At 62.0% G+C, this 13,094-nt stretch carries 9 protein-coding genes; 2 read left to right on the top strand and 7 right to left on the bottom strand.

The genetic code is table 11. The features are described from left to right. The first annotated feature begins 39 nt into the window (after window positions 1–39). Window positions 40–777 (top strand): acetoacetyl-CoA reductase, encoded by a 738-nt coding sequence (gene phbB, locus Q0105_RS17595; protein WP_298213451.1) that lies wholly within the window; start codon window positions 40–42, stop codon window positions 775–777. Window positions 778–1,290: 513 nt separating this feature from the next. Here the strand turns inward: phbB and Q0105_RS17600 are convergent. The 7 genes from Q0105_RS17600 to dapC all read right to left on the bottom strand — a co-directional run bounded on the left by Q0105_RS17600 (window position 1,291) and on the right by dapC (window position 11,494). Beyond that, a complete protein-coding gene (locus Q0105_RS17600) occupies window positions 1,291–3,321 on the bottom strand; it encodes an ATP-binding cassette domain-containing protein (RefSeq protein ID WP_298213453.1) in 2,031 nt (676 codons plus the stop codon). After that, window positions 3,318–5,984 (bottom strand): hypothetical protein, encoded by a 2,667-nt coding sequence (locus Q0105_RS17605; RefSeq protein WP_298213455.1) that lies wholly within the window; start codon window positions 5,982–5,984, stop codon window positions 3,318–3,320. Before Q0105_RS17605 ends, Q0105_RS17600 begins: the two co-directional genes overlap by 4 nt. 3 nt (window positions 5,985–5,987) lie before the next feature. Next, complete coding sequence (gene prmB, locus Q0105_RS17610) at window positions 5,988–6,878, bottom strand: 50S ribosomal protein L3 N(5)-glutamine methyltransferase (protein ID WP_298213457.1); 891 nt, start codon at window positions 6,876–6,878, stop codon at window positions 5,988–5,990. Then, the gene (gene dapE, locus Q0105_RS17615; RefSeq protein WP_298213459.1) at window positions 6,875–8,050 is read right to left on the bottom strand and encodes a succinyl-diaminopimelate desuccinylase; all 1,176 of its coding nucleotides are present in this window, start codon (window positions 8,048–8,050) and stop codon (window positions 6,875–6,877) included. Before dapE ends, prmB begins: the two co-directional genes overlap by 4 nt. Window positions 8,051–8,187: 137 nt before the next feature. Further along, on the bottom strand, window positions 8,188–9,351 hold the full coding sequence (locus tag Q0105_RS17620; protein ID WP_298213461.1) for a PilT/PilU family type 4a pilus ATPase: 1,164 nt from the start codon (window positions 9,349–9,351) through the stop codon (window positions 8,188–8,190). 72 nt (window positions 9,352–9,423) lie between these two features. Further along, the gene (gene dapD / locus Q0105_RS17625) at window positions 9,424–10,257 is read right to left on the bottom strand and encodes a 2,3,4,5-tetrahydropyridine-2,6-dicarboxylate N-succinyltransferase (RefSeq protein WP_298213463.1); all 834 of its coding nucleotides are present in this window, start codon (window positions 10,255–10,257) and stop codon (window positions 9,424–9,426) included. 31 nt (window positions 10,258–10,288) lie between these two features. Next, complete coding sequence (gene dapC, locus Q0105_RS17630) at window positions 10,289–11,494, bottom strand: succinyldiaminopimelate transaminase (protein ID WP_298213465.1); 1,206 nt, start codon at window positions 11,492–11,494, stop codon at window positions 10,289–10,291. A 103-nt stretch (window positions 11,495–11,597) separates the two neighbouring features. Here dapC and Q0105_RS17635 point away from each other — a divergent pair, with 103 nt between their 5' ends. Continuing rightward, window positions 11,598–13,082: a methyl-accepting chemotaxis protein gene (locus Q0105_RS17635; RefSeq protein WP_298213467.1), complete on the top strand. Its 1,485-nt coding sequence runs from the start codon at window positions 11,598–11,600 to the stop codon at window positions 13,080–13,082. Window positions 13,083–13,094: the final 12 nt, after the last annotated feature.

Here is a 13,094-nt window from a genome sequence, read left to right on the forward strand (position 1 = left end):
GGTGCTGAGCCAATCAAATCACCAACAAGGAGAAATCACATGAGCCAGAAAGTAGCGTACGTCACCGGCGGCATGGGTGGCATTGGGACTGCCATTTGCCAGCGCCTGCACAAGGAGGGCTTCAAGGTCATCGCTGGCTGCGGCCCTACCCGTGATCACGCCAAGTGGCTGGCAGAACAGAAAGCCCTGGGCTTCACCTTCTATGCATCGGTGGGCAATGTGGGCGACTGGGATTCCACGGTCGAAGCCTTTGGCAAGACCAAGGCCGAGCACGGCACCATCGACGTGCTGGTGAACAACGCGGGCATTACCCGCGACCGCATGTTCCTCAAGATGTCGCGCGAGGACTGGGACGCGGTGATCGAAACCAACCTCAACAGCATGTTCAACGTCACCAAGCAGGTGGTGGCCGACATGGTGGAAAAGGGCTGGGGCCGCATCGTCAACATCAGCTCGGTGAACGGCGAAAAGGGTCAGGCGGGCCAGACCAACTACTCGGCAGCCAAAGCGGGCATGCACGGCTTTTCGATGGCCCTGGCGCAGGAACTCGCCACCAAGGGCGTGACGGTGAACACCGTGAGCCCTGGCTACATCGGCACCGACATGGTCAAGGCGATCCGCCCCGACGTGCTGGAAAAGATCGTGGCCACCGTGCCCGTCAAGCGCCTGGGCGAGCCCAGCGAAATCGCCTCGATCATTGCCTGGCTGGCATCGGAAGAAGGCGGCTATGCCACCGGCGCCGATTTCTCGGTCAACGGCGGCCTGCACATGGGCTGATGCCTGGGGCCTGCATGCATTGCATGCAAAGGCCCCCTTGGAAAACAAAAAACCCCGCAGTGCGGGGTTTTTTGTTGAGAGAAGCAAGGGGGAAGGGGCTGCCGGAGACCTTTCTTTAGCGTGCTCGGGCAATGGCCGACCATTTAGTGCGTGCGCGGAGCACCCCTGCTGGGGCTGTTGCGTGCATCACGGTGGTGGCGGACATTGGGCGGGCCTGCGAATAGGGGAGACGGGCTGCCGCGCCTTCAGAAGCGGGCCGGGGCGCGCTTGCGATCGCGTTCGTCTTCGGGCCAGGCGGACAAGATTGCGGTGGTGTTCATGCTGGATAACTCCTGTGATGTACCAACAACGCGGTCAATCCATGGTCCGTTGACAGCGGTTTGCAAAAAAATGCAACCGTAAGTGCCCCTATGTTTTTCTCATTAGTTGCTATCAAATGAGGAGCTGTTGCCGCTTATTGAATAAGCGCAAAGCCCCTAAAAGATAGGTATTTTTTTACAGGGATTTACATCTTCAGACCACCGCAGCCGCAGAAATTTCTTCGAGCGATGAAGAAATTTCCAGCCAGCGTTCTTCCAACTGGGCGGTTTCGTCATGGCCCGCCTTCAGGCGGCGCCCGCATTCGGCGATTTCGGCGGGGGGCAGGGATTCGGTCAGTTTCTGCTCCAGGGCAGCGCGCTCGGTGGACAAGGCCGCCAGGCGCTTGTCGATCTGCTCCAGCTCCTTTTTGAGGGGGCGGGTTTTCTCCGCCTGCTGTTGACGCGTCTGGGCGTCAAGTTTGCGCTGCTCGCGCCCGTCCCGCGACGGTGCGGGGGCGGCAGCCACCGGAGCGGGCGCCGGGGCTGCAGCAGGGGCGGGGGCCGCCGCCAGCGGCGCAGGCGCGGCCGCCGACACCTGGGCCTGCTCGGCCAGGCGTGCTTCTTCGCGCAGGCGCTTGGATTCTTCGAGCAGGTAGCGCTGGTAGTCGTCCAGATCGCCATCGAAAGGCCCGACCACGCCCCGGCCCACCATCCAGAAGTCCTCGCAGACTGAGCGCAGCAGTGCGCGGTCGTGGCTGACCAGCATGACGGTGCCGTCGAAGTCGTTGAGGGCCATGGCCAGGGCCTCGCGGGTCGCCAGGTCCAGGTGGTTGGTGGGTTCGTCCAGCAGCAGCAGGTTGGGGCGCTGCCACACGATCATGGCCAGCACCAGGCGGGCTTTTTCGCCGCCGCTCATGGTGCCCACGGCCTGCTTGACCATGTCTCCCGTGAAGTTGAAGCTGCCCAGGTAGCTGCGCAGATCCTGTTCGCGGCTTGGTTGCTTGGCGTCGGGCCCCAGCTCCTTGGCCAGGCGGATCATGTGCTCCAGCGGGTTCTCGGCGGGGCGCAGCACGTCGAGCTCTTGTTGGGCAAAGTAGCCAATGTTCAGGCCCTTGCCTTCGGTGATTTCGCCGCCCAGGGCCTTCATGGTGCGGGCGATGGTTTTGACCAGGGTGGACTTGCCCTGGCCGTTGGCGCCCAGGATGCCGATGCGCTGCCCGGCCAGCACCGAGCGGTTGACGCCCGTGAGGATGGTGGTGGCCAAGCCTTCGTCGTCCACATAACCGAACGACGCATCGCTGATGGCCAGCATCGGGTTGGGCAGGTTGGCGGGTTCCTTGAACTCGAAGGTGAAGTCGGCCTCGGCCAGCACCGGGCCAATCTTCTCCATGCGTTCGAGCTGCTTGACCCGGCTTTGCGCCTGCTTGGCCTTGCTGGCCTTGGCCTTGAAGCGGTCGATGAACTTCTGCAGGTGGGCCATCTTCTCTTGCTGCTTGGAGAAGCTGGCTTGCTGCAGCTCGAGCTGCTGGGCGCGCAGCTCTTCAAACTTGCTGTAGTTGCCGCCGTAGCGGTTCAACTCGCCTTGCTGGATTTGCAGGGTGACGTTGGTGATGGCGTCGAGAAACTCGCGGTCATGGCTGATCACGATCATGGTGCCCGCATAACGCTTGAGCCAGGCTTCGAGCCAGACCAGGGCGTCCAAATCCAAGTGGTTGGTGGGTTCGTCGAGCAACAGCAGGTCGCTGGGGCACATCAGCGCGCGCGCCAGCTGCAGGCGCATACGCCAGCCGCCCGAGAAACTGTTGACCGGCTGCTCCAGCTCGCTCACGCGAAAGCCCAGGCCCAGGATCAGCGCCTGGGCGCGTGCCACCGCGTCGTGCGCACCAGCATCGTGCAGGTCCGAATAGGCATGGGCGATGGCCATGCCGTCGTCGCTGGCCTCGGCGTCGGCCAGTTGCTGCTGCACTTCGGCCAGGCGGGTGTCGCCCTCCAGCACAAACGCGGTGGCTGACTGGTCGGTTTCGGGCATGTTCTGCGCGACCTCGGCCATGCGCCAGCTCGTGGGGATGTAGAAGTCGCCGCCGTCTTCGTGCAGTTTGCCGCTGAGCAGCGCAAACAGGCTGGACTTGCCCGCGCCATTGCGGCCCACAAGGCCCACGTTTTCGCCAGGGTTGATGGTGGTGGACACGCTGCCAAGCACGACTTTGGTGCCGCGCCGCAGGGTAACGTTCTTAAGGGTGATCATTGAGGATGTACTGAAAACCACGCCCAACCGGCATGCCTCCCAAGGGCCCGCAGTTGAGGGTTGTTCATAAATTGATCGGCATCAGCTTCTTTGGTGAGTACCACTTGAGCCCCAGTCGCTTTGAAATCAAAACGCGTGGCATCAATGGTCACGAACACCGTGTCCGATAGCTGTGAACGGGTACTTACGCGATATGTGCTCGGAGGCTCGACCTCCCCAAGAGCGAAGAAAAGATGCTGGTAACGATTGACGGCAGGCATATCTGATCGCGGCAGATTCATAGCTGTCCACAGAGAGAACTGCGGATAGTAGAAAACACCATTTACGACCGGGATACCCGCTGCAGCCAGTGACATGGCGGCGCGCATGCCGTCATCTATGCCGACCGTTAACACGCGCTTCCATGAAGCGGAGGTTCTTGGCTCCGCAATCTGCAAGAAAGGACGTACCGCTGGATGCAATTGTATTTGACCAGGGCCCTGGGCGATCGGATTGAAGCCGATGCCTGCAATCAGACACAGCAACAAGTGAAGTGACAATGCTGTGAAAATTAGGCCCCGCGACAGCCAGTAAGCCATCAAAAAGCCTGCAATTGCCATCGTTGCCAAGAACAATGGGCTGAGCGAGGGATACAGAACGTCAGGCAGTGCAAGCAATGCGACCGTGATCAAGCCGGCACTTGCCGCAGCGATCATCAGCGCTGAAAAGTGAAGTGATCCATGTTTGTGGCCGAGGGTTGACGTCCCGTTAGGTACCAGTGCGAGCAATACTGTGCAGCCCAGTGCCAAAGCCAAGTCCACTCTGTGGGATGGCACAAAATGCCAGAGCAATGCCTTGGATAACCAGAGCGGTACGCCAAAAATGACGAAGACTAAAGTCCAGACGGTAAACATGCTCCACGCGCAAGCCATCCATCGGTGGCGACTTGTGGGGTCCGAGATGAGTCTCCAAGCGAGTAGCGCCAAAGGAATGGGCAGAAAAAAGTAGGCTCCAAACTCGCTGGCGTTTGTCTCACTCGCCCCTAGATGGGTCAACGTGTCCAGATTGGAGTATCCTCGCATCAGCCAGTACAGGGGAAATTCACCACCTTGCAATGCTGTTCGCCCGCCCGGATAGACAGTGCTTCGCATGGTGGATATTGCATCTCTCGCATCGAACCACCACGCCCCAAGAAGCACCGTAGCAATAGTCACCGACAGCAAAAATGCAGGTAACACGGTTCGCGCCGGTTTTGGGCGATGGTCCGCGCACCAAGCGAGCAGAAAGATAAAGCACAGCAGAGCCAATGGAATTTGCCAAGGCGGATACAACACCAATACAAATCCCGCTGCGAACAGCCCTAGCAGAACTGACAGGAGCCAAATACATACTGCTTTTGAAGTCTGCACCATCGACATGATTGCCCACAGTGCCCCCACCGCAAAAAATGTTGTGTACAACGGCCAGTAGGACCAACCTGTTGCATATGGCGCCAGACAGAAAAGCAGGGACAGCGCCAAGTTTCGGGATATGCGCGTGGGAGCCAGCTTGTTGAGAAGCGCCCACAGCGCTAGCAAGCAGGCGAACAGCGGGAAAAACCAATACCAAGCGAGTGCATTGGCGAGGGGCAGCACAAAGAAGCCCCAAGTGGCGGGCCGCGCAAGCGCAGATACATGAAGTACCGGCACCCCAGTCATCCCGATGATCATCATGTTTTGACCATCTGTACCCAAATGGTGATTAATCACTGGGAATGCGGGCTCGTGGCGCACCTGGGCAAGGGCACTGGGGGTGATCACCAGCCATTCATCCGAACGGATGGCGCGCGGGGACAGCGCTACAGCACGCATACTACTTTCTTGCGCGAGAAAAGCATGCGATCCCGCCTTGTCGAGACCACCTGTGAGCAACTGCAACGACAGGCCAGTCCATCCCGATGCCACCAGCATCGCAAAGATTCCGATGATCACTAATGCAATCAGGCGGTAGTTTTTTTCAACTGCGGTATCCAGTTGCCGCACCAAACTTTTCGCTCGCGACATGCGGGCGTATAGAAATAGCACAACGAGAAATGTGGCTAGCAATGCAGCGAACCACCAATGCCGAGGGGGAATGGCAATGCCTGAAAACGATCGTGCTTTGTCCGAAGCCGGAGCGAGTTCCTGCTGGACATGGTTCCACTTGGCGGTGACGGAGACTTGGTGTTGTCTCCAGTTCAGATCCCTCGGTGTTTGTACATCGAGAACAAACCCAGCCAGAGCCGGCGAAACGCCGGGAAAACTTGCGTTGACATCCGCGCGTGCGACTTGTTGCTTTCCCGTGATGGGGACATCGCGCCCGTCAATGCGCACTTCGAAAGACGAAGGGGGCTCGGCATTTGATGCGTTGAAGCTCCAGCCCTGAATTTGCACCCGCCGCTGGTCAGGCTCAAATCCTAGGGTGTCCACCGAACCCTGAAGGACAGGCGAAGGCAACGTTGCATCACCCGACAACTCCTGCGCCTGCAAGGTAGGGAGTGCTAGAAAAGTGAACACGGTGATGGCCCATGGCACGACCAATAACCGAATTAGCCAATAAAGCCATGGAGGCACGCGATTGATTGCGTTGTGAGTGAGCGCAGCGCCAGCCGTCTTCCGGCCAAGGCCTGTTACCGCGGATAGCACGGGCCAAGTGATGTTGACCACAGATCAGAGCTGCAAGAGGCTGCTTCTTTGAATCAGCAATATTTGATCTTCGCCTGCACTTGTTTCAAGCCAGTAGGCGGGCAATGTAGGAAAAGCTGCTTCAAAGTTCGCGCGCTCATTACCGATCTCCAGCACGATTACTGCGTCTTCACTCATGCGAGCAGGTGCGGCAGCAAACAGCTGGCGTATGAAGTCCATCCCGTCGCTGCCCCCCGCCAGCGCGAGTTCTGGTTCTGCACGGTACTCGGCAGGCAACGCTGCCATGCTAGCTGCGTTCACATAGGGCGGATTGCACAGGATCAGGTCCCAGGGGCCGGGCAGGGCGGCTAGGCCGTCGGAGAGCTGCAGCGTTATGCGGTCCTGCAAGCCATGTTTGTCCACGTTGATGCGGGCCACGGCCAGGGCGTCGGGCGAGATGTCTGCGCCGGTCACCTGCACCTCGGGCCAGGCCATGGCGGCCAGCACGGCCAGGCTGCCATTGCCGGTGCACAGGTCCAACACACGGCGGGTGTTTTCGCTCAGGAAGTCGTCCACGCTGCCGTCGGCCAGCAGCTCGGCAATGAAGCTGCGCGGCACGATGGCGCGCTCGTCCACATAGAAGGGCACGCCTTGCAGCCAGGCCTCGCGCGTGAGGTAGGCAGCGGGCTTGCGGGTGGCGATGCGTTCTTCAAAAAGTGTAGCTACCAGCGCTTGATCGGCGGGCGCTACGGGCTGATTTGCCATTGAATCCAGGTCGCTGTCCAGCGGCAGCCCCAGGCGCCACAGCACGAGCCAGGCGGCCTCGTCGTGCGCGTTGGCCGTGCCGTGGCCGAAGGATACACCGGCCGCCGTGAGCCGCTGCGCACCGGACTCGACCAGGGCGCCGAGGGTGTCGCCATGCACCGCCGCGTTCATGCGGCCGCCTGGGCGTGAAGGTTTTCGAGCGTGCGGCGGTAGATGTTCTTGAGCGGCTCGATGTCGGCCACCACCACATGTTCGTCGATCTTGTGGATGCTGGCGTTGGGCGGACCCAGTTCAATCACCTGCGGGCAGATCTGGGCGATGAAGCGGCCATCGCTGGTGCCGCCGGTGGTGGAGAGTTCGGTGGCAAGGCCGGTCTCGGCGGTGATGGCCTGCTGGACGGCATCGACCAACTCGCCCGGCGTGGTCAGGAAGGGTTGGCCGCCCAGCGTCCAGCGCAGGCCGTATTCCAGGCCGTGGCGGTCAAGCACGGCGTGCACACGCTGCTGCAGGCTGTCGGCGGTGGACTCGGTGGAGAAGCGGAAGTTGAAGTCGATCACCACCTCGCCGGGGATCACATTGGTGGCGCCGGTGCCGCCGTGCATGTTGCTGATCTGCCAGCTGGTGGGCGGAAAAAACGCATTGCCGTTGTCCCACACCGTGGCGGCCAGCTCGGCCAGCGCGGGCAGTGCCTGGTGGATGGGGTTGCGCGCCAGTTGCGGGTAGGCGATGTGGCCCTGGATGCCGCGCACGCTGAGCTTGCCGCTCAAGGTGCCGCGCCGTCCGTTCTTGATCATGTCGCCGGTTTTTTCGACCGAGGTGGGCTCGCCGACGATGCAGTAATGAAGCGGCTCGCCGCGTGCCTTGAGCAGCTCGACCACCACCTTGGTGCCGTCCACCGAGGGGCCTTCTTCGTCGCTGGTGAGCAGGAAGGCGATCTGGACCAATGGCTCGGGCGTGGCCGCCAGAAACTCTTCCACCGCCACAACAAAGGCGGCGATCGAGGTTTTCATGTCGCTGGCGCCGCGGCCATAGAGCTTGCCGTCCTTGTGTGTGGGCACGAATGGGTCGCTGCCCCACTGCGCGAGCGGGCCGGTGGGCACCACATCGGTGTGGCCCGCAAATACTACTGTTTTGATAGCTGCTTGCGCCTGTTGATTAAGCGCTACAGGCCTTTTTGCCCACAAATTACTGACGCGAAAATCTGCTGGGCCGCTGTCCAGCCGCTCGCACACAAATCCCAGTGGGGCCAGCCGCTCGGCCAACAGGTCAAGGCAACCCGCGTCTTCGGGGGTGATGGAGGGCCGGGAGATGAGCTGTTCGGCCAGGTGCAGGGTGCGGGACATGGAAGAAATGGAATAAATCAGTGGCGTTCAAACAATCGGTCGCCCGAGGCGCTGCGTCAGAAACTGGAGCGGCCCAGGCGAGAGAGACGCAAGCCAAGGGCCGCCCCGCAGCGAAGGCGACTCAGGGAGGCTTTACATCATGCCGCGGGCTTGACGTCCAGCACGATTTCGGTGAACGAAGGTGTGTCGTCGGGCGTGTCGCGTGCTTCCTTTTGGGCCTTGGCCGCGTTGGCGGCCAGGGAGAAGTCGTTTTGCAGGCGCCACATGAGGTTGGTGGGGGAGTCGGCGTAGGCCATGCCTTCCTTGCGGTCGATCTTGGCGTCCATGATGAGTTGGGCCAGCGCTGCTTCGAAGGTCTGCGAGCCTTCGGCCATCGATTTTTCCATGGCTTCCTTCACACCGCCGAAGTCACCTTTTTCCACGAGATCGGACACGAGCTTGGTGTTGAGCATGACTTCCACCGCCGGCACGCGGCCGCCGTCCACCGTACGCACCAGGCGCTGGGACACGATGGCCTTGAGCGCCGAGGCCAGGTCGCCCAGCATGGTGGGGCGCACTTCGACGGGGTAGAAGGACAGGATGCGGTTGAGGGCGTGATAACTGTTGTTGCCATGCAGCGTGGCCAGGCACAGGTGGCCCGACTGGGCGTAGGCAATGGCGGCGGACATGGTCTCGCGGTCGCGGATTTCGCCGATCAGAATCACGTCGGGCGCCTGTCGCAGCGCGTTTTTCAGTGCCGTTTGCAGCGACTGGGTGTCGCTGCCGATCTCGCGCTGGTTGACGATGGATTTTTTGTTCTTGAACTGGTATTCGACTGGGTCTTCGATGGTGAGGATGTGGCCGGTGAGCGACTCGTTGCGGGTGTCGATCATCGACGCCAGCGTGGTGCTCTTGCCCGAGCCCGTGGCGCCTACCACCAGGACGAGGCCACGTTTTTCCATGATCAGGTCACGCAGCAAGGGCGGCAGCCCCAGCGTGTCGAATTCAGGAATCTGCTGCGAGATGAAACGGATCACCACAGCGTAGCTGCCCCGCTGGCGCATGGCGCTCACACGAAACCGCCCCACGCCGCTGAGTGGCACGCCCATATTGAGCTCGCCGGTTTCTTCCAGCTCCTCGATGCGGTCCGGCGGCACCACCTCGGACAGCAGGTTGCGCGGCGCATCGGGCGGCAGGACCTGGTTGTTGATCGGCACGCACTCGCCGTTGATCTTGATCAGCGCCGGGGCGTTGGCCGACAGATAGACGTCGGAGGCCTTTTTCTCTGCCATCAGGCGAAGAATTCGTTCCATCGTGCTCATGGTGTATCCCTCTTGTCGTCGGTCTCTGTCGGTGGTGGGGATGGCCAGAGCCATCCCTCTGGCTCAGGTCAATCAGTCGCGCAGAAGGTCGTTGATGCTGGTCTTGGAGCGGGTTTGCGCATCCACCTGCTTGACGATGATCGCTGCATACATGCTGTAGGGGGTGCCATTGGCGGCGGTCTTGGGCAGGTTGCCGCTCACCACCACCGATCCCGAAGGCACGCGGCCGTAGCTGATTTCACCCGTGGCGCGGTTGAAGATGGGGGTGCTCTGACCCAGGTACACGCCCATGCCCAGCACCGAGTTTTCTTCCACCACCACGCCTTCGACGACCTCGGAGCGGGCGCCGATGAAGCAGTTGTCTTCAATGATGGTAGGGCCGGCCTGCAGGGGTTCCAGCACGCCGCCGATGCCCACGCCACCCGACAGGTGCACGTTGGAGCCGATTTGCGCGCACGAGCCCACGGTGGCCCAGGTGTCCACCATGGTGCCTTCGCCCACGTAGGCGCCGATGTTCACGTACGACGGCATCAAAATTGCGCCCTTGGCGATGAAACTGCCACGGCGGGCCACGGCCGGAGGCACCACGCGCACGCCGGTGGCCTTCATCTCATCTTCGGACAGGTGTGCGAACTTGGTTTGCACCTTGTCGTAAAAGCCCAGGTCACCGGCCTTCACGACTTCGTTGTCCTTCAGGCGGAAGGACAGCAGCACAGCCTTTTTGATCCACTGGTGCACGGTCCACTGGCCCACGCCCTCGCGGGTGGCCACGCGCAGCTTGCCGTTGTTCAGCTCGGCGATCACATGCTCGACCGCGTCCAGGATTTCCTTGGGGGCAGCGGCGGGCGAAAGGCTGGCGCGGTTGTCCCAGGCGTTGTCGATGATGGTTTGCAGTTGTTGGGTCATTTTGTGGTCAGTCAGTCTCTAAGTCTGCCGATCAGGCAGTGCGGGATTGGATGAATTGCACGATGCGCAGCGCGGCTTCCACGCATTCTTCGGTTTCGGCCACCAGGGCCATGCGCACGCGCTGGGCGCCGGGGTTGCTGCCCTGGGCCTCGCGGGCCAGGTAGCTGCCGGGGAGCACCGTGACATTGTATTGAGCCAGGAGGGCCCGTGCGAACTCGGCGTCGGTCATGCCCAGGGCATCGGGCACCTTGGCCCAGAGGTAAAAACCAGCGTCCGGCAGGGCGACGTCCATCACGCCCGCCAGCAGCGGCGTGACCTGGGCAAATTTCTTGCGGTAACGCGCACGGTTCTCCACCACATGCTGCTCGTCGTCCCAGGCGGCAATGCTGGCCGCCTGAACAATGGGGCTCATCGCGCTGCCGTGGTAGGTGCGGTACAGTAAAAACGCCTTGATCAGCGCTGCATCGCCCGCCACGAAGCCGCTGCGCATGCCGGGCACGTTGCTGCGCTTGGACAGGCTGGTGAAGGACATCAGGTTTTTGAAGTCATGGCGGCCCAGTTGTTCGGCAGCCTGCAGGCCGCCGAGGGGCGGCTCGTCGCGGAAGTAGATTTCGCTGTAGCACTCGTCCGAGGCGATCACAAAACCATAGCGGTCGCTCAGCTCGAAAAGTTTCTTCCATTCACTGATCGGCATCACGGCGCCCGTCGGATTGCCCGGCGAACATACGAACAATAGCTGCGTGTGCTGCCACACCGACTCGGGCACTGCATCCCAGTTCACCGCAAAGTTGCGCTCCGGGTCGCTGGGCGCGTAATAAGGCTGGGCGCCAGCCAGCAGCGCCGCGCCTTCGTAGATTTGGTAGAACGGATTGGGGCAGACCACCAGCGGCTGGCCTTGCGAAGGGTCGATGACGGTCTGTGCAAAGGCAAACAGCGCCTCGCGCGAGCCGTTCACGGGCAAAACCTGGGTGCTGGGGTCCAGCGCCAAGGCGTAGCGCTGGTTCAGCCAGCGTGTGAACGCCTCACGCAGCCGCGGCTCGCCCGCCGTGGCGGGGTAGCTGGCCAAGCCACCCAGGTTGTCACTGAGTGCATTCTTGATGAACTGGGGTGTAGGATGGCGCGGCTCACCCATGCCCAGGCTGATGGGGCTGTAAGCCGCTGGGGGTGTCACCCCCGCAAAAAGTTGTCGCAGCCGCTCGAAGGGGTAGGGCTGCAGGTGGGAGAGCAGGGGGTTCATGGTCCGCCATTATGGGCGAAGGGGCTGCCACGGCGCGGCGTCAATCCGGCGTAAGAGCGCGGGCATAGCATGAACCGAAAGACATAACGACAAGGGAGACAAGATGCCAGGATTCCTGCCACTGCGTCCAGGACTATGGTGGATGCGCAAATGGCACCTGCCCGGCAAGCTGGCGACGCTGGGCGTTTTGATTGCTGTGGCGCTGGCTGCCAGCGCTGCGGTACCGGTTTGGGGCGCGGTAGTAGGGGCCGTTCTGCTGTTGTACGCGCTGCTGGCGTTGTACTTGAGCCTGTCGTCCGACCTGGCGGGCCTGTCGCGTGCCATGCAGCAGACCACCCGTGGCGATCTCAGCACCCATGCGGGCGTCTATGGGCAGGATGAGGTGGGGGCGATGGCGCAGGCGCTCGACCAGATGGTGCTCACGCTGTCGTCCATGGTGGCCGATATCCGCAGCAACGCGGCGCTGGTGGCCCATGCGGGCCAGAGCCTGGCGCAGGGCAACCGCTCGCTCGCCGACCGCACCGAACAACAGGCCGCCAATCTGGAGCAGACCGCCGCGAGCGTGGAGCAACTGACCTCGGCGGTGCAAAACAACGCCCAGACCGCTCAGGGCGCCGATGTGCGTGCAGCCGAGGTGCGCAAGGCGGCGGATACCGGGGCCGAGGCCATGGCCCGTGCCGTGCAGTCGGTCGAGGCCATTCAGCAAGGCGCGCGTCGCATGACCGAGATCATCAGCGTGATCGACGGCATTGCGTTTCAGACCAACATTCTGGCGCTGAACGCCGCTGTGGAGGCGGCCCGTGCGGGTGAGCAGGGCCGGGGTTTTGCCGTGGTGGCCAGCGAGGTGCGCAACCTGGCCGGGCGCAGTGCCGAGGCGGCACGCGAGATCAAGGCGCTCATCGGCGCTTCGGTGAGTCAGGTGGAGGTGAGCGCTGGCCTGATTCGTGCGGCGGGTGAAGGCATTGCCAGCATGGCCGGTGGCATCCGCAGCGTGGCGGCCAGTATGAGCGAGATTTCAGGCTCCAGTGCCGAGCAAAGCACTGGCCTGAGTGAAGTGAGTTCGGCCGTGCAGCAACTGGACCAGATCACCCAGCACAACGCGCAGATGGTGGGCCATGCCGTGCAGCAGGCCGAGGCCCTGGAGCAGCGCGCGTCCACGCTGTCACGGGCTGTAGCAGTGTTCCGCCTGCAGCAGGGGACAGCCGATGAGGCCGTGGCGCTGGTCCAAAAGGCCGTGGCCTTGCACAAAACCACCCCGCAGGCCCAGTTTCTGCGCAGCCTGACGGACAAGAACCAGCCCTACCATGACCGGGACATGTATGTGTTCGTGCTGGACGCTGCGGGCACCTACAAGGCATTTGGCGGCAACCCGGCGAAGGTGGGGACCCGCGTGCAGGACATTCCGGGCATTGCGGGCGACCGGCTGGTGAGCGACATCGTCACGCAAGCCGATCGAGGCCCAGGCTGGGTGGAATACGACATTACCAACCCGGCCACGGGCGCGGTGCAAACCAAAATGTCGTATGTGAGCCGCGTAGGGGATGTCTACGTGGGCTGCGGGGTGTACAAGTCCTTGGCGGCACGTTAAGCAGGCGCAGCG

The organism is Acidovorax sp. (genome assembly GCF_027492855.1).
Classification (GTDB): Bacteria; Pseudomonadota; Gammaproteobacteria; order Burkholderiales; family Burkholderiaceae_C; genus Acidovorax.

Excerpts from the sequence above, each read along its gene's own strand:
- phbB (WP_298213451.1), top strand. The coding sequence starts at position 40 with ATGAGCCAGAAAGTAGCGTACGTCACCGGCGGCATGGGTGGCATTGGG.
- Q0105_RS17620 (WP_298213461.1), bottom strand. The coding sequence starts at position 9,351 with ATGAGCACGATGGAACGAATTCTTCGCCTGATGGCAGAGAAAAAGGCC.
- dapD (WP_298213463.1), bottom strand. The coding sequence starts at position 10,257 with ATGACCCAACAACTGCAAACCATCATCGACAACGCCTGGGACAACCGC.
- dapC (WP_298213465.1), bottom strand. The coding sequence starts at position 11,494 with ATGAACCCCCTGCTCTCCCACCTGCAGCCCTACCCCTTCGAGCGGCTG.
- Q0105_RS17600 (WP_298213453.1), bottom strand. The coding sequence starts at position 3,321 with ATGATCACCCTTAAGAACGTTACCCTGCGGCGCGGCACCAAAGTCGTG.
- prmB (WP_298213457.1), bottom strand. The coding sequence starts at position 6,878 with ATGAACGCGGCGGTGCATGGCGACACCCTCGGCGCCCTGGTCGAGTCC.
- dapE (WP_298213459.1), bottom strand. The coding sequence starts at position 8,050 with ATGTCCCGCACCCTGCACCTGGCCGAACAGCTCATCTCCCGGCCCTCC.
- Q0105_RS17635 (WP_298213467.1), top strand. The coding sequence starts at position 11,598 with ATGCCAGGATTCCTGCCACTGCGTCCAGGACTATGGTGGATGCGCAAA.